The organism is Peribacillus asahii (genome assembly GCF_004006295.1).
In the GTDB taxonomy this organism is placed as follows: domain Bacteria; phylum Bacillota; class Bacilli; order Bacillales; family DSM-1321; genus Peribacillus; species Peribacillus asahii_A.
On the sequence record NZ_CP026095.1, the window covers coordinates 4,273,364 to 4,293,063 of the forward strand.

The 19,700-nt window shown below is 37.1% G+C and carries 18 protein-coding genes, 2 pseudogenes and 1 riboswitch; of the genes and pseudogenes, 6 read left to right on the top strand and 14 right to left on the bottom strand.

Going from position 1 to position 19,700, the window contains the following annotated elements:
- Window positions 1–103: 103 nt before the first annotated feature.
- The 6 genes from BAOM_RS21095 to msrA form a co-directional block, all read right to left on the bottom strand.
- On the bottom strand, window positions 104–658 hold the full coding sequence (locus BAOM_RS21095; protein ID WP_127761968.1) for a nitrous oxide reductase accessory protein NosL: 555 nt from the start codon (window positions 656–658) through the stop codon (window positions 104–106).
- On the bottom strand, window positions 655–2,022 hold the full coding sequence (locus BAOM_RS21100; RefSeq protein ID WP_127761969.1) for a right-handed parallel beta-helix repeat-containing protein: 1,368 nt from the start codon (window positions 2,020–2,022) through the stop codon (window positions 655–657). Before BAOM_RS21100 ends, BAOM_RS21095 begins: the two co-directional genes overlap by 4 nt.
- Window positions 2,023–2,117: 95 nt before the next feature.
- Window positions 2,118–2,627, bottom strand: a complete 510-nt coding sequence (locus BAOM_RS21105; RefSeq protein ID WP_127761970.1) for a PepSY domain-containing protein — start codon at window positions 2,625–2,627, stop codon at window positions 2,118–2,120.
- Window positions 2,628–2,693: 66 nt separating this feature from the next.
- Window positions 2,694–4,022 (bottom strand): sensor histidine kinase, encoded by a 1,329-nt coding sequence (locus BAOM_RS21110; protein WP_127761971.1) that lies wholly within the window; start codon window positions 4,020–4,022, stop codon window positions 2,694–2,696.
- Window positions 4,019–4,714 (bottom strand): response regulator transcription factor, encoded by a 696-nt coding sequence (locus BAOM_RS21115; protein WP_127761972.1) that lies wholly within the window; start codon window positions 4,712–4,714, stop codon window positions 4,019–4,021. The genes BAOM_RS21110 and BAOM_RS21115 overlap by 4 nt, the downstream gene beginning before the upstream one ends.
- A gap of 113 nt (window positions 4,715–4,827) precedes the next feature.
- On the bottom strand, window positions 4,828–5,343 hold the full coding sequence (gene msrA / locus BAOM_RS21120; RefSeq protein ID WP_127761973.1) for a peptide-methionine (S)-S-oxide reductase MsrA: 516 nt from the start codon (window positions 5,341–5,343) through the stop codon (window positions 4,828–4,830).
- 137 nt (window positions 5,344–5,480) lie between these two features.
- Between msrA and BAOM_RS21125 the strand changes: the two genes are divergently transcribed.
- From BAOM_RS21125 to BAOM_RS21135, 3 genes are read left to right on the top strand one after another with little or no spacing between them, the layout of a single operon-like run.
- Window positions 5,481–6,590: an endospore germination permease gene (locus BAOM_RS21125; RefSeq protein ID WP_257467473.1), complete on the top strand. Its 1,110-nt coding sequence runs from the start codon at window positions 5,481–5,483 to the stop codon at window positions 6,588–6,590.
- Window positions 6,580–8,082, top strand: coding sequence for a spore germination protein (locus BAOM_RS21130; protein WP_127761974.1), 1,503 nt, complete (start codon window positions 6,580–6,582; stop codon window positions 8,080–8,082). Before BAOM_RS21125 ends, BAOM_RS21130 begins: the two co-directional genes overlap by 11 nt.
- The gene (locus tag BAOM_RS21135; protein ID WP_127761975.1) at window positions 8,079–9,251 is read left to right on the top strand and encodes a Ger(x)C family spore germination protein; all 1,173 of its coding nucleotides are present in this window, start codon (window positions 8,079–8,081) and stop codon (window positions 9,249–9,251) included. Before BAOM_RS21130 ends, BAOM_RS21135 begins: the two co-directional genes overlap by 4 nt.
- Before the next feature lie 129 nt (window positions 9,252–9,380).
- On the opposite strand, the gene BAOM_RS21140 is transcribed toward BAOM_RS21135, so the two are convergent.
- The 8 genes from BAOM_RS21140 to BAOM_RS21175 all read right to left on the bottom strand — a co-directional run bounded on the left by BAOM_RS21140 (window position 9,381) and on the right by BAOM_RS21175 (window position 17,281).
- On the bottom strand, window positions 9,381–9,980 hold the full coding sequence (locus BAOM_RS21140; RefSeq protein WP_127761976.1) for a response regulator transcription factor: 600 nt from the start codon (window positions 9,978–9,980) through the stop codon (window positions 9,381–9,383).
- Window positions 9,977–11,116, bottom strand: a complete 1,140-nt coding sequence (locus BAOM_RS21145) for a sensor histidine kinase (RefSeq protein WP_127761977.1) — start codon at window positions 11,114–11,116, stop codon at window positions 9,977–9,979. The genes BAOM_RS21140 and BAOM_RS21145 overlap by 4 nt, the downstream gene beginning before the upstream one ends.
- Before the next feature lie 78 nt (window positions 11,117–11,194).
- Window positions 11,195–12,220 carry a Delta(5) desaturase DesA gene (locus BAOM_RS21150; protein WP_127761978.1) on the bottom strand — a complete coding sequence of 342 codons (1,026 nt, stop codon included), beginning with the start codon at window positions 12,218–12,220 and terminating at the stop codon, window positions 11,195–11,197.
- Between the two features lie 224 nt (window positions 12,221–12,444).
- On the bottom strand, window positions 12,445–13,230 hold the full coding sequence (locus BAOM_RS21155; protein ID WP_127761979.1) for an ABC transporter ATP-binding protein: 786 nt from the start codon (window positions 13,228–13,230) through the stop codon (window positions 12,445–12,447).
- Window positions 13,227–13,943: an ATP-binding cassette domain-containing protein gene (locus tag BAOM_RS21160; protein WP_127761980.1), complete on the bottom strand. Its 717-nt coding sequence runs from the start codon at window positions 13,941–13,943 to the stop codon at window positions 13,227–13,229. Before BAOM_RS21160 ends, BAOM_RS21155 begins: the two co-directional genes overlap by 4 nt.
- 1 nt (window position 13,944) lies before the next feature.
- Entirely contained in the window at window positions 13,945–14,772 is an 828-nt protein-coding gene (gene nikC / locus BAOM_RS21165) for a nickel transporter permease (RefSeq protein WP_127761981.1), read from the bottom strand.
- A gap of 14 nt (window positions 14,773–14,786) precedes the next feature.
- Window positions 14,787–15,716 carry a nickel ABC transporter permease gene (nikB, locus tag BAOM_RS21170; protein ID WP_127761982.1) on the bottom strand — a complete coding sequence of 310 codons (930 nt, stop codon included), beginning with the start codon at window positions 15,714–15,716 and terminating at the stop codon, window positions 14,787–14,789.
- Between the two features lie 5 nt (window positions 15,717–15,721).
- Complete coding sequence (locus BAOM_RS21175; protein WP_127761983.1) at window positions 15,722–17,281, bottom strand: ABC transporter substrate-binding protein; 1,560 nt, start codon at window positions 17,279–17,281, stop codon at window positions 15,722–15,724.
- A gap of 179 nt (window positions 17,282–17,460) precedes the next feature.
- Window positions 17,461–17,672: riboswitch (cobalamin riboswitch) on the bottom strand.
- A 74-nt stretch (window positions 17,673–17,746) separates the two neighbouring features.
- Here BAOM_RS21175 and BAOM_RS21180 point away from each other — a divergent pair.
- From BAOM_RS21180 to BAOM_RS21190, 3 genes and pseudogenes are all read left to right on the top strand, one after another.
- A pseudogene (locus tag BAOM_RS21180) lies at window positions 17,747–18,259 on the top strand (SDR family NAD(P)-dependent oxidoreductase); the annotation flags it as partial.
- Window positions 18,260–18,272: 13 nt separating this feature from the next.
- Window positions 18,273–19,006, top strand: a pseudogene (locus BAOM_RS21185) (SDR family NAD(P)-dependent oxidoreductase).
- A 199-nt stretch (window positions 19,007–19,205) separates the two neighbouring features.
- Window positions 19,206–19,631 carry a MarR family winged helix-turn-helix transcriptional regulator gene (locus BAOM_RS21190; protein WP_127761984.1) on the top strand — a complete coding sequence of 142 codons (426 nt, stop codon included), beginning with the start codon at window positions 19,206–19,208 and terminating at the stop codon, window positions 19,629–19,631.
- Window positions 19,632–19,700 lie beyond the last annotated feature (69 nt).

Consider the following 19,700-nt stretch of genomic DNA (forward strand, 5'->3'; position numbering starts at 1 on the left):
TAGCTAGATATCAAAACCTGTCAACCAAATGATGTTTTTTATCTATTCCTCATAGAAAAAGGGCGACACAGAAAAATGCGCCGGCCCTCTTCCCACTAATCCATTAATGATTTGTATTCTCTTGCTCCATATCATGACCCGATTCTTCTGTTCCATCTTCAGAATGGGAATGTCCTTCTCCCATGTTCTGCATCATTTCATGATTTTGCGTCCAGCTATGTTTTGCTAACTCATCCGCTGTCATTAATGTACTACCTGCATGATTTGCTACAAATTTCTCGGCATCCGCTTTCTGTTCAAAAGAAATTACATTATAAGCCATTGGTGTTTTCACCGATTGATTATATACATAGGCAGCATCATCCGCTGGCACCCACTCTTTATTATCGTAATCACGTACGAACTCGGCATCGATTTTTTGATCTGCGTTTTCACTCATCCATTCATACATACAGCCTAAATCATCAAATATAAGCGACTTTCCATTTTCTAAAATAACTTGGGTAGCATACTGATTATCTACTACAGCCATATTACAAGTCGCACACGTATCTGTTTCTTCATTGATAGCTACTGGTTGAACTTCCTTATCACCGCATGCAGCTAACATAGATAGCACACCTATTAATACTAAAAAGCTAAAAAGCTTCTTTTTCATACTCTTTTCCTCCCTACTATAAATAAGCTTGTACTAACAATCATCATTCCTACACTCATCATCCATAACGCTGATGCAGATGTCTCTGTTCTTTCCACTTCCATCGTTGTTTCCATCAAAGGCGCTTCATCCGTTAATACTTGATCAGCAGGGCTTTTTAACATTTTCTGCAGCAGCAGCACGCCAGGTGACTGAAAGAATAATTGAAATTCAGGCACATCCGCTGTTAATGTTAAAAAATAAGGATCTGCCACAAACGGGAATATACTTTCCCCTTTGCCCTTCAAGTCGAGCTTAGCTGAAGCGTCCCAATAATTATGATGAATTTTATTATTCGAACTCTCAATTGCTTGCGCTTCATTTACATTTCCAACAAACGTATTTTGAGTTAATTGATTATTATTCGCCTTAGTAAACTGAACTCCAATAAAATTATCCATGACTTTGTTGTTTGCCATCACATTTTCTTCAGATGTTTCCATATAAATACCGACTCGGTTTCCAGTAAGTGAATTTTCAGCAATGCGGCTATTTTCTACAAAATAAATTAACAGCCCTTGTGCATTAACATTATTACGATTATAAGAGAAATCATTGCCTACCACTTGCACATGTTTAACCCGCATTAACATCGTTCCCGTCATATTATACTGAGCGATGTTTTTTTCGAGCACATTATCATCGGCAAACATTAAATGCATCCCATATCGAGAGCCTTGAATATGATTTTGACGCAGTGTATTTTTGTGACTTTGCTCTAAGTAAATTCCATCTTGCACCTTGGCAATCTTCATATTTTGAATCGTATTATGACTAGATTCCCATAAATCAATACCATTTCCTTTTCTTTGACCAATAATGAGGCCGTTTTGTATATTTACTTCGCTCGCTCCATCAAGTCTAATACCGTAACGTTTTGTTTCAATTTCAAAATTAGTTATCTGATGCTTAGAGCCTGAGATTGAAATAGCTGTTGCTTCCTCTTCTTCACCACAATATTCTACTTGGATTTGTTCGAGTGAAACACGTTGTCCTTTAATCATAATAGCCGGCTGTTCTTCACACGAACGAATCAACACCTCCCCTTGACCTTTCAATGTAATCGGTTTTGTAATTACGAGATTTTCCTCATATATCCCTTCCGATATCTCAATCGTTTCACCAGGTGCTGCGCGTTCAATTTTAGATTGTAATGTTGCTGCATCGGTTTCCCTCGGCAAAAGCAAAACTAGAACGAGAATTAATAGCATATACTTCAACTGGCTCATAAAGCCCTCACCTCGCTCTCTTAAAAACTTCTCTTTATTATTAAATTCTATAATTGTGAAAAAAGTTTGAAGAATAGATGAATAAATCCAAACCATTTGGCATTCTTCCTTACAGTATCGTGAAAATCTTTATTTTTTAAACACGAAAAAGAGTTTACCTGCCCATATAACAGGCAGGTAAACTCTTCTCCTTAATCTTCCTTCCCTACATGCAGCACATCTCCTGTGTTTGCATCAATCACTAAGTCATACTCCAACCACTTTTTCTCTACTTCAATTTCATATACAAGCAAACCATTTTCCATATCCAACTCAACATCTGTAATCGTCCCATTCGCTACTTCCTTCAAAGCAATCTTTTCTGCTTCTTCAAGACTAATCTTAGCTGCCGGGTGGCTATCATCATTATCATCGTCGTACTCTCGCTCAATCATTTCACCATTAGAAGCATTCACTTCAACATCTTCATAGCCATTTTCTGTTTTCATTGTCATCTCATATGTTAACGTGTCATCCAAGTCTCGCTCCACCTTTATCACTTCGCCATTCACTTGTTCAGAAACACTTTTAACTGCTTCCTCTTTTGAAACTGTCCCTGCATTTAGAGCATAAGCTGTAATCGCGGAGACCCCTCCGAGGACTAACACTCCCGTTACCATTGCTATTATCATCATTTTCTTTGTAAAAAATGTTTTCATCATAAAACCCTCCTATCTGTTAGTAACTTCATCATAGGATAGTAAAATGAAAACAAAATAAGAGCTAGATTAAAATTTGATGAGAAACGAGATATTCACAGTTGTTCCAACTCCTACTTCACTTTCAATGGCAATTCTTCCTCCTAGTGAATCCACAATTGATTTAGCAATCGATAAACCAAGGCCGCTCCCGCCCGTACTTCTTGTTCTTGAAGGATCAACTCGATAGAACCGCTCGAAAACATGTGGTATATCTTGTTTAGGAATTCCAACGCCTTGATCTTGAACACGAATCATTAAGGCTTCCTCAGAAACCTCAATCGAAACCGTAACCTCCGTTTCACTGTATTTCAATGCATTATCAACTAAAATGATTAGTACTTGTTCGAATCGATTAGCATCTGTTTCATAAGTAACCTCTTCTGGCTTCGCTATCACTTGCACGATGCGATTCGACGTTTGACTAAAATTCCGTGCTACCTGCCTGCATAATGAAACGATTTCCACCTTTTCAATAGAAAGATTGTTTTTAGAAGCCACTTGTAATAAATTTTGCGTTAGTTCCTTCATTCTTAAGGCTTCATGATGAATGGCCTCTACTGCCTCTTCTTGAATATCCGCCTCTTCCTTTCCCCATCTCTTCAAAAGAGAAGCATAACTTTCAATCACCGTAATCGGTGTTTTCAATTCATGAGAAGCATCAGAGAGAAATTGCTGCTGTTGATAATAATTTTGCTCTAGACGAGCCATCATTCTATTAAAAGCGGCTCCCATTTGTTCAAGCTCATCCTTCGCTTTATCCGGCAAAGGAATTTTCTTAAATTGACCGCTCTGTTCAATCTCAACCATCGTACGACTCATAATGGAAACAGGCTTTAAGATAAGTGTCGCTAACCGTTTACTAGCAAAAATAGAGATAAAAATAACGAATAAAGACATAGCTAAGAGCACAACTGTGAGCATTACTAAATGATCGATTACTGATTCAATTGGCTGTGAAACTTCAATAACGCCCTGTTGCTGCCCTTTATTTCTTACAGGCAAACGATACGTTAAAACGTACTCACCATCAACTTTACTTAGTTCAAAGTCATCCTCTGATACATATTTTGTCTCTAAAGCAAGCAATTCCTCTTCCTCCGTAAATGGAGAAACCGCATTCTCTTTCCCATGATAGATGCGCACCATCCCGTCATCCGGAATCATTGGTTCTATATCAGCAAAACGGCTTGTTAAGCCAACGTTGTCTTCAATCAGTTGAGCTTGCTCTTCTAAAAATTCCTGCTCTCTTTGCAGGGAAAGCCAAAAGAATGCGATTGCTACTAAAGCACTTAACATCAATAGCATGACTGTCAAAAATAATATCGAATACCATTGAATTTTCGTTCTGATTTTCATCGACGGTGCTCCTTTATGCTATACCCCACTCCTCGATGCGTATGAATTAACGGACACTCAAAAGGATCGTCTACTTTTTTCCGAATATAACGGATATATACGTCAACTACATTTGTATCACCTGTAAAATCATAGCCCCAAACATGTGTTAAAATCTGTTCACGTGACAGCACTTGATTTTTATTTTGCATCAAATAGACAAGTAAATCGAACTCTCTAGACGTTAGCTCAATGTTCTGATTATCCCTTCTGACCTCTCTCGTTCCAAGCTGCAGACGAAGATTTTCAACCATTAAAAGGTTCTTATCTTCTTCTACATTTGTGTGATGGGATTGGCGTAAGCACACCCGTATTCGAGCCAGCAATTCTTCTATTTCAAACGGTTTCGTCACATAATCATTTGCACCATGGTCTAAGCCGCTTACTTTATCCGGCACGGCATCCCGAGCTGTTACGAGAATAACGGGCGTATGTGTATTGTTTTTTCGAAAACGACGGAGAACTTCAATCCCATTCAGTTCTGGAAGCATAACATCTAGTAAAATTAAGTCCCATTGTTCCTGTTCTGCTTTTGCTAATCCCGTTTTTCCTGTATAAGCGGTATCTGTTTCGTATCCTTCATGACGCAATTCAAGCGTCAGAACACGAGCAATGCTTTGTTCATCTTCAATAATTAAGATTCGCTTCCCCATTCTATTCCCACCTTTCTGTTATTAGTGTAGCGAACCAACATTAAAATATTATGAGAATAGTACAGAGAGAAAAAAGTTGGCTGTGAATACTCACACCCAACATAATTCCGTCATTATTTCCAATGCTTTTCGATAAATGCATCGCGCCCTGACCTTTTTCGATCATCTTTATAGTGAGCTGGATTCTTCTTATGAAAATCTTGATGATATTCTTCAGCAGGATAAAACGTCTGCGCTCGTAAGATTTCAGTCACAATCGGTTTCTTAAAAGTCCCACTAGTTGCAATCTTCTCCTTCGATGCCTCTGCTAATTGCTTCTGTTCTTCGTTATGATAAAAAATCGCTGTCCGATACTGGCTTCCTCTATCTTGGAACTGTCCTCCTGCATCGGTCGGGTCAATTTGCGGCCAAAATAAGTTTAATAATCGTTCATAAGAAAACAGCTTTGGATCATATGTAATTTCAACCGCTTCATAATGACCTGTCGTACCAGTTTTCACCTCTTCATACGTCGGATTTTCAACGTGTCCTCCTGTATAACCAGAAATAATTCCTTCAATTCCCGGCAGTTCCTCAAAAGGCGAAACCATACACCAAAAACATCCGCCTGCAAATGTTGCTTTTTGCATGTAAATCAGTTCCTCTCTCTCCATTATGAAAAAAATATACCATACATTGCACTAAATAGCGGCATTCACTCTCTCCATAAGCACTATGTATAAAAAGGAAATTATAACAAAAGATACTAAATAAGAATTTATAGTAGGTGGTTTCTATTCATAAAACGGATTCGATTACTCCATTTCAATTAATCCTTATTGCTACGACAACCATTGGTTTAAATAATCATGTGTTTGCCATCTCTCCTTTGATTAGAGAAGTAGGACGGGATGCTTGGATAACGGTTATCATTACGATGCTGCTCATGATGCTGTGGATACCATTATTAATGTACATTCATAAAAAAACGAATAGACAGCCTTTATTTGACTGGCTTAAAGAATCTATTGGCAAAAAAGCAACTAATATTTTAACCTTTATTTTTATTAGTTATCTTATAGTGATGGCAGGCTTTACTTTAAGAGAAACAATTACATGGGTTAGTATTTTATTCTTACCAGAAACACCCGTATTTTTAATAACCTTTCTGTTCATCTTTACATGCTGGCAGCTTGCTATTACTAGTTTACGCACATTAAATATTCTTAATATTTTTCTATTATTTTTTATTACGTTACTTGGCTTTTTTGTCTCTTTCGCTAATATCCAGTATAAAAATTTCATGCTGCTTCTTCCACTTTTAGAACACGGCTATCAACCTGTGCTAAGTGGCATCATCTATCAAGCAGCTGGTATAGCAGAAATTTTCCTTTTTCTTTTATTACAGCATAAAGTGCAAAACCCGCTCAATTGGCGTCATTTTGTCAGCATCGTTCTTATCTTAACGATTCTAACAATAGGTCCCCTCATTGGGGCGATTATAGAATTCGGACCAACAGAAGCCTCTATACAACGATTCCCCCCCTACGAAGAATGGGGATTAGTATCGTTAGGTAATTTTGTAGAGCATGTAGATTTTTTATCGATTTACCAATGGTTGGCTGGGGCCTTTATTCGCCTCGCTCTATTACTTCTGTTAATGAAAGAAATACTGCCAGCTAAAGCAGACAAGCTTAAAAATAAATATTTATTCGGTTTCTCTCTTATTATTGCGGGAATAGTATTGGTTCCTATTAGTGACTTTAGATTTTCTTACCTGACAGCCAATATTATTTTACCTGGGACATTTTTGTTCTTTTTTAGTTTTTCTCTATTAATAAGTGTACTGGTGATGATTTCTTCAAGGAAAAAACGGGGGTCCATTTATGAAATTTAAAACATCTAAAAAATTAATTCCTCCTGAAAAAGAAGGGCCTCAAAAGAAAAATACAGGCACAACACTAAATGAAGAAGCTTTAAGAAAGCTGTTTACTAAATGTATTGATATTCAATTTTCATCGTTACAATATAATCAGCACACCATCACCCTCGTCTATTGTACGGGCTTGGTGAATACAGACATGTTATATCAGGTTGTTCCTAAGCGATTTGAAGATTTTTTCGCTCACTTAAAGGGAGAGATTACATTAGATTCCCTTCAGCAACTTTCCCTTCCATCTCTTCAACTAGTAAAAGAGGAAGAACAAGCTACCGACGCTATTTTTGAAGGCAAGCTGCTCTTCATTGTACAAGAGCAAAACCTTATCATGTCAGTAGATATTGCCGATCGGCCTGAACGCCAGCCGGAGGAAACGGCAACAGAAGTGAGCGTCAAGGGACCACGTGATAACTTTATTGAAAATATTACAGTGAACTATGCCTTGATTCGGAAGAGGTTGCGTACGACAACGCTTGTCGGAGAAGCTTTTGAAATTGGTAAACGTTCCAAAACAAAAGTATCACTTTTATATATGGAGGATATTGCTGATCAAGATTTTCTCCAACAAATTCGCCAAAAACTTCAGTCTATTTATATAGATGGTCTGTTAAGCGGTACACAGTTGGAAGAACTAATCAATGATAGTCCCTATTCGGTCCTTCCTCGTCATGCTTATACAGGCAGACCTGATTTTGCTGTCGAGTCCTTATTAAACGGCCGCTTCGTTCTATTAATTGATGGCATTTCCTATGCCTATATCACACCAGTTAATCTATTTTATTTATTAAAAAGCGCTGAAGATAAAGAATATAATTATTTATACAACTCTTTTGAAAGGCTGCTTAGAATAGTCGGTATTTCCGTTGCCGCTTTTTTGCCTGGCTTTTGGGTCGCATTAACGGCTTTTCATCAAAATCAACTGCCCTTAACATTATTAGCAACAGTCATTGAATCACGAAGAGGGGTCCCATTCCCTACCGCTATGGAAGCGATCTTAATGTTACTTTTGTTTGAATTATTTAGAGAGGCTGGCATGAGGCTCCCTTTGGCTGTTGGACAAACATTAAGTGTGGTCGGCGGGCTGATTATTGGCGACGCGGCGATTAGAGCTGGCTTAACGAGTCCAGCTATGCTCGTCGTCATTGCCGGTTCTACCGTTGCCACATTTACTTTAGTCAATCAATCCCTTGTAGGGACTGTTTCATTGATGCGCTTTTTCGTCATTTTCCTTGTTTCTCTTTTTGGCTTTGTCGGCTTTTTCGTCTCTATCTTTTTAGTTGGTACATATGTAGCTAACATCCGCACATTTGGAGTACCATACTTATCACTTGCGACACAGCTAAATATGAAGAATGTTCTAAAAGCTATCTTCCGCTTACCAGCTCAGAAAAAGGATACACGCCCCGCCACCCTTAAGCCTCATGACCCTACTCAGGAGGGCGAGCCATGAGGCAAACTGGAAAAAGAAAATGGATATATTTAGCTCTTTTTCTCGCTATGACTCTTCCATTAGCAGGATGCTGGGATACAAGTGAACCAGAGCGCATGGTATACGTTCATGGACTAGGCATTGATTATAAAGATCAACAATATACAGTTTATTTACAAATTATTAATCCTCGCCTTTTAGCTAAATCAGAAGTAGCCGGCGGTGCTTCTGGAACAAAGATTGAGGTCGGCCGCGCATCTGGAAAAACAGTCAATGACGCAGTGTTTAAGTTATATAAGTCATCTCAGCGCAGGGTTTTTTGGGGACACCTTGGTTTTGTTATATTCACGGAGGAAGCAATAAAAGCGGAAGGGATTCAAGCAACCACCGATTTATTAGACAGATATCGAGAAACACGATACCGCCTTTGGATGTATGCAACAAATGAACCACTAATGGATGTATTAACAGCGGTTCCCATTATGGAAATGTCAACAGCTCTATCTCGAGTAAGCGATCCGCTTGCTACCTACAAACAAAGTTCGTTTGTTAAGCCAATTGATATGCGTGAATTATTCATTTTACTAAATGAACCACCTTACGAAGCCAATATACCTTATATCAATTTAACAAAGGAAGATGTATGGAAAACAGAAAAAAAGAGTCATCGGGTCATTCAAACAAAAGGCATTGCATCCATTAAAAAGAAGAAACTGCAAAAAATAATAGAGAATCAAAACATATACGGCCTTAGGTGGATGACTAAAGATATAAAGCGTGAGGAGTTAACTCTCACTACTAAAGAATTTTCAGATGTTAGTTTACTTATTAATAAGGTAAAAGTTAAAATAAAACCTATTGTTAAAAAAAACAACATCCAATTTACCATTTCTATTAAAGCGGAGGCCATATTACGAGAGAACCCTAAAGATAAGAGTTTAAAAAACATAATTCAAGTTACTGAACAGACAATTAAACAGCAAGTGAAGGGAACCTACTTACAAGGAGTTGAAAACAATATAGATATATACCGCTTATCAGAAATGTTATACAGAAAAAATGTTCAAGCTTGGAAAAATGCAGAGCAAAACGGGAAAGTTCCATTGACCGAGGATTCAATCCAGCAGCTGGATGTCCAAGTACATTTAATTCATGGAGAAAAGAATCGAAAGCGTTCTACTATTAAATAAGCTCTCTGACAACCTAGTTTCTCACTAACCCCAACTTAGGTTGTCTCCTTTTCTTACGAAAAAACTGCCTAGCCTGCTCTAAGCAAAAAAGCAAGTTCGCCCCAAAACGAACTTGCCTCTCTATCGATCTTATTTAAACCAGCCCTTTTCTTTAAAACGGACGATGGCTTCAATTCGATTACTTACGTCTAATTTATCAAGAATAATAGAAATATAATTACGAACGGTTCCTGTTGTTAAATAAAGCTCTTTCGCAATTTCTTTCGTATTTTTTCCATCAGCAATTAAACCAAGTACTTGTTTTTCTCGCTCAGTTAACGGATTTTCTTCTTGAAACGCCATATCAACAAGCTCAGGAGCATAAATCCGACGACCATCCATAATAATTCGAATTGAATTCGCCAGTTCCTCACTTGGACTATCCTTTAATAAATATCCGCTCACACCGGCTTTTCGCGCTCGTTCAAAATAACCAGTACGCGCAAACGTCGTTAAAATAATAACTTTGCAAGCTTGATTTTGAATTTCCTCAGCCACATCTAACCCGCTTTTGACTGGCATTTCGATATCCATAATGCAAACATCCGGCTTCAAACGATTCACTAACTCAAGCGCCTCTTCACCATTGCTCGCTTTCCCGACTACTTCCATATCTTCTTCCAAATCTAAAAGAGAGCCCAGCGCTCCCAGCAGCATCCGTTGATCTTCAGCAATGACTATTCGAATCATATTGATTTCCCCCGTTCCGCTTGTTTAATCACATTCGGCACTCTAATAACGAGTTTCGTTCCATTTGATGCTGGAATGTCTAAACTCCCATTAACAAATTCTAATCGTTCCTTCATCCCTTGAAGTCCATTTCCTTTAAAAAAGTCTCCTTTATGCTGAAAACCGACTCCGTTATCTTCTATTTCTATATACCACTCCGTCGGCAACTGCTTAATCACTAGCTTACAAGAAGAAGCATGACTATGTTTAACGATATTGTTAACTGCCTCTTTTAAGCACATACTTAACACATTTTCCACTAACAATGGTGTATCTTTAAGCTGTGAAGAACCTACTAGCTCCAGCTTGATTTGTGCCGCATTCAAGATTTGGCGAATTCGAAGCATTTCTTCGACAAGACGCGTACCGCGCATTTCAGACACTAAATCGCGTACTTCTTTTAGAGCCGTGCGCGCTGTCTGCTGAATATCTTTAATTTCATTTTTAGCTGCCTCTGGACTACGAGTCAGTAATTTGCCTGCCAAATCACTTTTTAAACCGATTAAAGAAAGCTTTTGCCCTAACGTATCATGCAGATCGCGAGCAATTCGCTGCCGCTCTTCTATTTTAACAAGCTCCGAAATTCGTTTATTTGCATCCTCTAACTGTTCTTCCAACTGCTCCCTTTTCTTTCGATTGTATGTGTTAAATGGTATCAAAACTACACCAATCACACAAATGACAATGAACGGGAACTGCGTAAGAAAAATTTTATTTTGATAGAGAAACCCTAAATTTACCCCCAATATCGTAGTGATGATATGGATGGTATATAGTGTATAAAAACCAATCTTATTTTGAATATTTCCAATAAAAAAAGCGAGAAATAAAGCAAAATAAATATAACCAAAGAGACTCGTCATCGCAATTGAAGTGATAATTTGAATGGACGTCCATAAATAGACACTCCACCCCTTCGCAGCAAAGGATAATCCATAAGCGACAAAAAATAAAAGAATCATCCCAATCCCAGCTGCAATTTCTAACTTAGAGGACGATTTAAAAATAAAATAAAACGGTAGAATACAAAAAATAATCCAAACATAAGGGCTCAGCCCCGTATTCTTCGGGAAAATATGATACCAATTTTTTTTCATAACAGCCTCCTTTCCTGTACATTGTAATCTAATCAAAGACTAAAAAACCATTCATAGCAAGAATGGTTTTTTAGCTTTTTATTTTTCTTGAAAGCTTGGTTGAGATTTTTCTACCAAAATCTTCGCTTCATGGAAGCCTACAAACGTTTTGCTTGACTCATCCCATAAGCGGAATCGAAGAGCTTTTAAACTAGAACGAATTGTAATCGTTGTAGCTTGTTGTAAAGGTGGTGTAGAATCATGAGCTTTCTCAAGATGATAATTCGGAACCTTCGGGCTGAGGTGATGTACGTGGTGAAAACCAATATTTCCTGTCACCCATTGCAATAGCTTTGGAAGCTTATAATATGAGCTTCCATCAATCGCAGCCTTCACATAATTCCAGTTTTCTTCCTCTTCAAAATAAGAATCCTCAAACTGATGCTGTACGTAGAACAGCCAAATTCCAAGCAACCCTGACACAAACATGATTGGAAGTTGAATCATAAGAAACGCTTGCCAGCCAATTGCTAAACATAACAATGTATACAGTACAATAACAGAAACATTCGTTACATACGTATTGACTCTTTCTTTCTTACGTGCTCCTTTTCGATTAAAACGATTTGATACTAAGAATAAATACGCTGGCCCTAATCCAAACATCACAAGCGGATTTCGATATAAACGATACTGAAGCCGAACCCAAAACGAAGCATTTACATACTCCTCCACCGTCATAATCCAAATATCGCCTGTCCCTCGCTTATTTAAATTACTGCTTGTCGCATGATGAATTGAATGGTCGCGCTTCCACTTTTCATATGGAAATAGCGTAATAATACCTGTAATTGTCCCTAAAATATCATTAGCTTTTCGACTTTTGAAAAAAGACTGATGGCAGCAATCATGAAAAATAATAAAAATTCGGACCACAAACCCTGACGCAATAATCGAAAGAGCTAAACTTAACCAATAAGAAATTTCCAAACTATAATACGCAGCAACCCATAACAAAATAAACGGTGGAATCGTATTAACTAACTGCTTTACACTCGTTTTTACATTAGACTTTTCAAAAGGAGCGATTTGTTTTCTTAGATTGACTTGATTTTGTTTACTCATTTCTGCCTCCTGAACAGTTCACTTCTCTTTTATCTTGAACAATTTACTTCTCTTCTATAATAAAAAAGAACACAATATCGTTATAGTCATAAACGTCAGGTAGAGAATATGACAAATGTCATATCCTCTACTTATTCAAATTCTATATGTTGAATATAACATAACAACAATATATTGATTTTTGACAGTTGCTATTATCGCTATTTCTTATAGAAACAAATCGTTTATCTTTCGTTATCTTCTAGCGTTTGAAATAGTAAATTGGAATAAGGATGTTTTAACTGCCCAACATCCAAAAGATGAAATGTTTCAATAATCTCTCCTTGATACATAACTGCTACTCGATCACACAGTTCCTTCGTTGATTGTAAATCATGAGTGATAAATAAGTAAGATAATTGTTCTTGCTTTTGAATTCGTTTTAACATACGTATAATAGAAGTTTGTGAAGTAGAATCTAGACTGGCTATTGATTCATCAAAAATAATAATGTCTGGTTTCACAGCTAAAGCTTTTGCAATACAAACTCGTTGCTTTTGTCCACCGCTTAATTGGTGAGGATATCTTATTAAATAGGAAGCATCCAAATTAACTAACTCAAGCAATTGTATACATTGAGTTCTCCATTCTTTGTTTTTAGAAAAATAGTTGCGCAGCGGTTCAGTTAAAATTTCCTGTACGTTCATCTTTGGATGCAAAGATGAAGATGAATCTTGTAATACCATTTGTAACCGCTTATACAACTGAATATCCTTTATTTGATTGCTATTAATTAATTTTCCATCAAGTAAAACCTGCCCCGAAGTGACAGATTCTATTTTCATAATCAATTTGGCTATCGTACTTTTTCCGCTGCCGCTTTCACCAACAATCCCCAAGCATTCTCCTTTAGACAATGTTAAATTAACCTGATTAACAGCTGTAAAATGCTTCTTTCTTCTAAACCACGATAATTTTCTTGATCTGACAGAGTATTCTTTAGTAACATTACATAACTCAAGAAGGGTCAAAGGAGAACTCCTCCTCGGTCCATTTGAACCACACGGTCGGCATATTTCTTAACACTTTTCTCATCATGAGAAATAAGTAAAATCGTCAATTTTAATTCCTGTTGCAGCTGCTTAAGCAACGTTAAAACCTTTTCACGATTGATCACATCAAGAGCAGTCGTTGGTTCATCTGCAATAAATATCTTTGGCTGCAAGCTTAACATCATCGCTAATAGTACCCGCTGTCGCATTCCTCCACTTAATTCAAAAGGATATAGAGATAAAATGTGCTCTGGATCTGAGAAACCGACTTGATTTAATAACGAGTGTAAAGATGTTTCTATACTTTTTTTGTTCCACTTCTTATGCCTTAATGCTTCTACCATTTGTCTTTTCACAGTTTGAATAGGATTTAACCCATTTAAAGAATGTTGAATTAATAAACCAATTTCATCACGACGAAGCTGTTGGAGACGTCTTTCATCATAGTCTATAATATTTTCATCCCTATATATTATTTGCCCATGCGTCACACGACAGCCTTTCTCCAAAAGTCCAACTATTGCATGTGCAGTTAAACTTTTTCCACAGCCGCTTGGACCGGTAATAGCAAGCATTTCCCCCCTAAATAATTGAAACGACATATCATCGACAATCGTTTCCCACTTTCCTTCATTCTGACAAGAAATTTTTACATGTTCGATACTTAGTAAGGGATCTATATTCTTCTTCATCTTACACCTCTTTAAGAGTAGTAGAATCTAATTTTCTAAATCTGTCGCTAATTAATTGACATGCTAATACGAAAAATAAAATAGCCATCCCCGGAAAAATCATCACATGTGGAGCAATTTGAAAATAAGACGTTGCATCATGTAACATCGCTCCCCATTCAGGTGTTGGAGGTTGGATTCCTAACCCTAAAAAAGAAAGTCCCGCAATAGCCAGCACGATTTTCCCCATATCCAATGCACTAAAAACAAGAACAGATACAAAGATTTGCGGAAGAATATAACGTTGCATAATACGCCGATGTGAATTTCCTGACATGCGCGCCGATAATAGATAGTCCTCTTTACAAATCTTAATCACCAGACTCCTAATAAAGCGAACATAGTTTGCCCAACGAACGATTATGATCGCAATAATCATATTAATAAATCCAGGTCCTAGGACACCAACAATTGCAATTGTGAGAACAATATCAGGAATAGCTAGCATACTATCAATTACTCGCATAAAAATATGATCTGTTCGACCACGTACATATCCTGTTACTAGCCCAATTGGAATACTAATTATTAAAGTAAAAATAATAATAAGAAAAGCAGCTGTCATACTTATTCTAGCTCCGTAAATAACCCTTGATAATATACAACGTCCTAAATGATCCGTACCAAATGGATACATCCAACTTGGAGAAGATAATCTATTAGCTAAATTTACATTTACAGGGTCGTGAGGAGCAATCCAAGGAGCAAAGATTCCAATAAAAAGGATTAGTATAAGCACCCCGCTTCCTACTATTACGTTTATATCTAATCGATATAACATCTTTTGCATGAATACATTCCCTTCTAACTAACCCTTAAGCGCGGATCTACTAGAACATAAATAAAATCTACAACCGTATGAATACAAACAAATAGAATAGATGCAAAAATAACATACCCTTGAATAACTGGATAATCTCGCATATTAATTGACTCAATAATATATCGTCCTAGACCTGGCCATGAGAAAATAGATTCTACAATAATACTTCCACCTAGCATAAAAGCAAAACTTGTCCCTATCATCGTCACAATTGGTAAAAAAGCATGCTTGAGCACTTGAAAAACTAATATTCGTCTCTTGGACATGCCCCTTGCTCTAGCCGCTTTCACAAAATTTTGGTTCATCATATCCAACATACTTGTCCGTAACACTCGAGCATACACGGTTCCTAATCCTAACCCCAGTGTTAGCGCTGGTAACACGAGATGCTGCCAAGTGCCATTTCCCATAGAAGGAAGCCAGCCATATTGCACAGAAAATAAATAAATGAATAGAAATCCTAACCAAAAAGAAGGAACCGCAGACCCGAAAAGAGCCATAAGTCTGCCGATTCTATCTAATATCCCTGCTGAATAGATAGCTGTTGAAATTCCTAAACTGAGAGTAATCACTAGCATAATCAATAAACCAGCACACGCTAGTTCTAAAGTAGCCGGTAACCTTTCGAATAGTTCATCAACGACGGGCTCTTTAGAAACATAGGAGTTTCCCCATTGCCCAGTGAAAACCTCCTTGATCCATTGGACATATTGACTCCCTATAGATTCTGTTAATCCTAGCTCCGAGCGTAATGAGTCTAGTGCTTCTTTTGATGCAGGAACATCATTCACTTTTAACATAATCGTAGCCGGGTCTCCAGGCGATACTCTTAGTAGTAAAAAAGTAAGCGTAGCGACGCAAAAAACAACAAAAACTAATTGAATCAAATGTTCTATGAAAAACTTAATCATCTACACTATTCCACATCAATTTGTGAATGATTATAGTAATACTCAATCGGATGAGCAACAAATCCTTTTAAACCGTCTCTAACAGCAAATACCGTATTCGGGAAAACAATAAATGACTGTGGAATATCTTTATTAATTTCCTCTTGTATTTGAATAGCTAATTGATTGCGCTTCTCCAAATCCGTTGTTTGACTTAACTGATTAATCATTTTATCAACCGAAAGAGACACATACTTACTCACATTTGATTCACTATTAGATTGATAAAATATTTCTAAGAAGTATTGTGGGTCACCTGTATGTGCTGTTAACATGCTGTACATTGATAAATCCCAATCCTCATTCGCTAATGTATCATCAATATTCTCTACTTGACGAATATTGATTTTCATTCCTTCAGCTAATAATTTATTTTGAATTACTTCTGCCATTACTGTTAATTCTGGACGCTGTGGAAACGTTAATAATGTCGCTTCAAATGTCTTTCCTTCTTTTTCCCACATGCCCTCAGAATTTTTCTTCCAACCTTCTTGCTGCATTAACTGATTAACAGATTCTGTTTCTTCTTTATTTTCCACTTTGCCAAATGGCAAGACAGGAGAAAATGTACTATGGGCTACAGACCCTTGTCCTTTCATGACTGAATTCACAATCTCTTCACGTGGAATCAACATATCAACCACTTTCCTCAATGCTAACTCTTTAAATAGAGGAGATTCCATATTGTACATCAGCATATGTGTTCTTAATGATGTAGCGGTTAACACTTCAAATTTTTTATTCTTCTCTAAAACATCAATATGATCAACAGAAATATCGGTTGCCCCGTCTACATCTCCAGATTGTAAAGCCATTAGTCGCGTATTAGCATCAGAAATAAATTTAATTGTCACTTCAGATAATAATGCTTTCTCGCCCCAATAATCTTCATATCGTTCAACAATAAGTGATTGATCTTGATTAAATTGTTTAATTTTAAATGCCCCTGTAAAGGCAGGATAGCTATCTTTATCATTAATTGTTGCTACATCTACGATGATTGTTGCTGGGTCAGCTAAATGCGCAATTAAAGCCGCATTCGGTTGTGTAGTTTCAATTTTCAACTCAGTATCTGACACGGCTTCCATCGATTTAATTTGTAATAAATCTTTCGCTTTTGGGTTTTTATCGATAGAACGCTGTAATGAGTCTTTTACGCTTGTAGCATCCATTACTTTCCCATTATGAAAACTTACATTTTTTTGCAATTGAAATAACCATGTTGTGTCATTTTCTTGTTTCCATGATTTTGCCAGCCAAGTTGTAGGCTCCAATTCTTCATTTAATTTAATTAATGTTTCCGCTGTTCCAGAGCGCATAACTTCCCAGCTATCACTACCATGTGGGTCAAGGCTTGCTGGACTCCACGAAAAAGCTAAGGTTGCTTTTTGGTTTGAATCTTCTTCATTAGTACCTTTGTCTGTTGATGTTTCATCATTTCCAGCACATCCTATAAGTGCTAGAAAGCATAAAGCAAGAACCATCCATAATCCTAAGTTTCGTTTCCTATTCCAATTCTTCAACATGTTCTTCCCCCTATAAAATGATTAAAAACAAAAAAGCATTTCTGACTATATAAAGAGGTCAGAAATGCTTTTAATGATAAAAATAGGGAATCTACACCTATAATCATCCATAGATGATATACGTACAGACTTGTGATTATCAGCACACTAACCACCTCCCTAAAAATCCCGTAGGTCTAACAGTGATGTTCAAATAGGTAGGTCTCCTGACTCAGGGCATTCACTCTCAATCCTTCCCAGGTGTTACCCCAGTGGTTTTTCTGAAAGCTCACAGCATATCATACTGTTTCCCTACACAGTGGCGGGTCCGTGTCGGAATTAAACCGACTTCCCTATTAAGCAAACGAAACTTCCTAAAGCTTCATTGTGCACCTATTTTCTACATATGAAATTTTTAACATTCTGTTATTTCAAACACTTATATTCTAATTAAAAATAATAGTTATATAATTAACGATTGTCAATGGAAAACTAGACATTCTAGTTAATAATGCACATGTATCAAGACAGATGCTTTTCAATGAAACAACAATGGAACATTTTAATCTTTCTTTCGGAACTGGATTCTATCCTACATTCCATTTTATGCAGGCTGCTTACCCTGAATTAAAGAAATCTAAAGGTAAAGTGATTAACTTTGCTTCAGGTGCCGGAATTGATGGACAACCTACACAAACTTCTTATGCAGCCGCAAAAGAAGCGATCCGCGGAATTTCTCGTGTTGCCGCAAACGAATGGGGCCCAGATGGAATTAACGTCAATTTAATCTCACCTATTGCGCTTACTCCGGGCGTTCAACAATGGCGTGAAAATGATCCAACATTATACGATGCAATGATTAACAAAATTCCGCTTCGTCGTCTTGGTGACCCAGAATAAGATATCGGTCGAGTAGCTGTTTTCTTAGCCGGCAGCGATTCAGATTATATGACTGGACAAACACTTATGGTAGATGGCGGTACTATTAAATTACGTTAAGGAGGAATTTAGCATGGGAAGATTAGATAATAAAGTGGCTATTATAACAGGTGGAGCATCAGGTATTGGAGAACGCATGGTTGATTTATTCAGCCAAGAAGGGGCAATCGTCATTGCCGCTGATATTAACGAAGCTGCACTGGAAAAAGCAAGTCAAAAAGAAAATGTGTATGGAATGAAATTAAATGTAGCTTCGGAGGCTGATTGGGAAGCTTTAACGAAAGAAGTAAACGAACGTTTCGGGAAAATTGATATTCTCGTGAACAACGCAGGGATTTCTTCAGAAAAACCTTACCAAGAGATTGACATTAATGATTGGGAAAAAATGATGGACATTAATGGATTTGGTCCATTTGCCGGCATGAAACATGTTACTCCTTATATGGCAGCGCAAAGGAAAGGCTCAATCATTAATATCTCTTCTTATACAGCTCAAATCGGTCAAGGCTTTAATCATTACTCAGCGTCTAAAGGTGCAGTACGTGCTGTATCTAAGGCAGCTGCAACAACTTTTGGTTATCAAGGAATACGTGTAAACGCCCTATTCCCTGGAATTATTGAAACACCTATGACAAAATCGTTAGAAACATCAAAAGAACTTCTAAACCGTTTAGTTCAAGCAACTCCCCTTCAACGATTAGGTCATCCGGAAGATATTGCAAATGCAGCATTATTTTTAGCACCTGATAAATCGTCTTATATCACTGGTCAGAATTAATTATTGACGGCGGCTTTTCTGCTCAATAAAATTAATTATATGGTCGTACGAACCTTTTCCGCATGCACTTCCTGTTTCGACAGGGAGCTTTACTGGATGTCAAGTATCGTAATAGACCCCTTAAATACAAAGGGGCTTTTCCTATTAAATAGGCTTTGTTAAACAATATTGTTGATTATACAACGACCTATAACAGAGCCATTAAATAAAAGAAAGGGGTGATAAGAGATGACAAAACAAACAATCTTTGAATTGATTCATATGATGGATCAATTAACGAATAATATGATTATTAAATGGAATAAAATGTTCAAAGAGAACCTAGGGATTTCCCATATTCTCGTACTAAATTATCTTAAAGAAAATGGAAAAAGCCGGCCATCAGATATCGCAAGAGCTTTAGGATTAACTCCTCCCTCTTTAACTCACTTATCTGAAAAACTCGTACAAAAAGAATTGGCCACACGAGTTGTTGATGATGAGGACCGAAGAATTATTTATTTAGCGATTACAAATAAGGGCGTTGAAATGGTTCAGATAGCACATGAAACAGGAAAGACATTACGCACAAATTTATTCGAAACATTATCAGAAGAAGAGCGACAACAACTATTAACTATCTATGAGAAGCTTAACCACTCGCTGGAAAAATAAAAAACATATGCTTGTTCTCATGTAAGACCAAGCATATGCTTTTTACTATATATATTCAAGTTGTTAAAC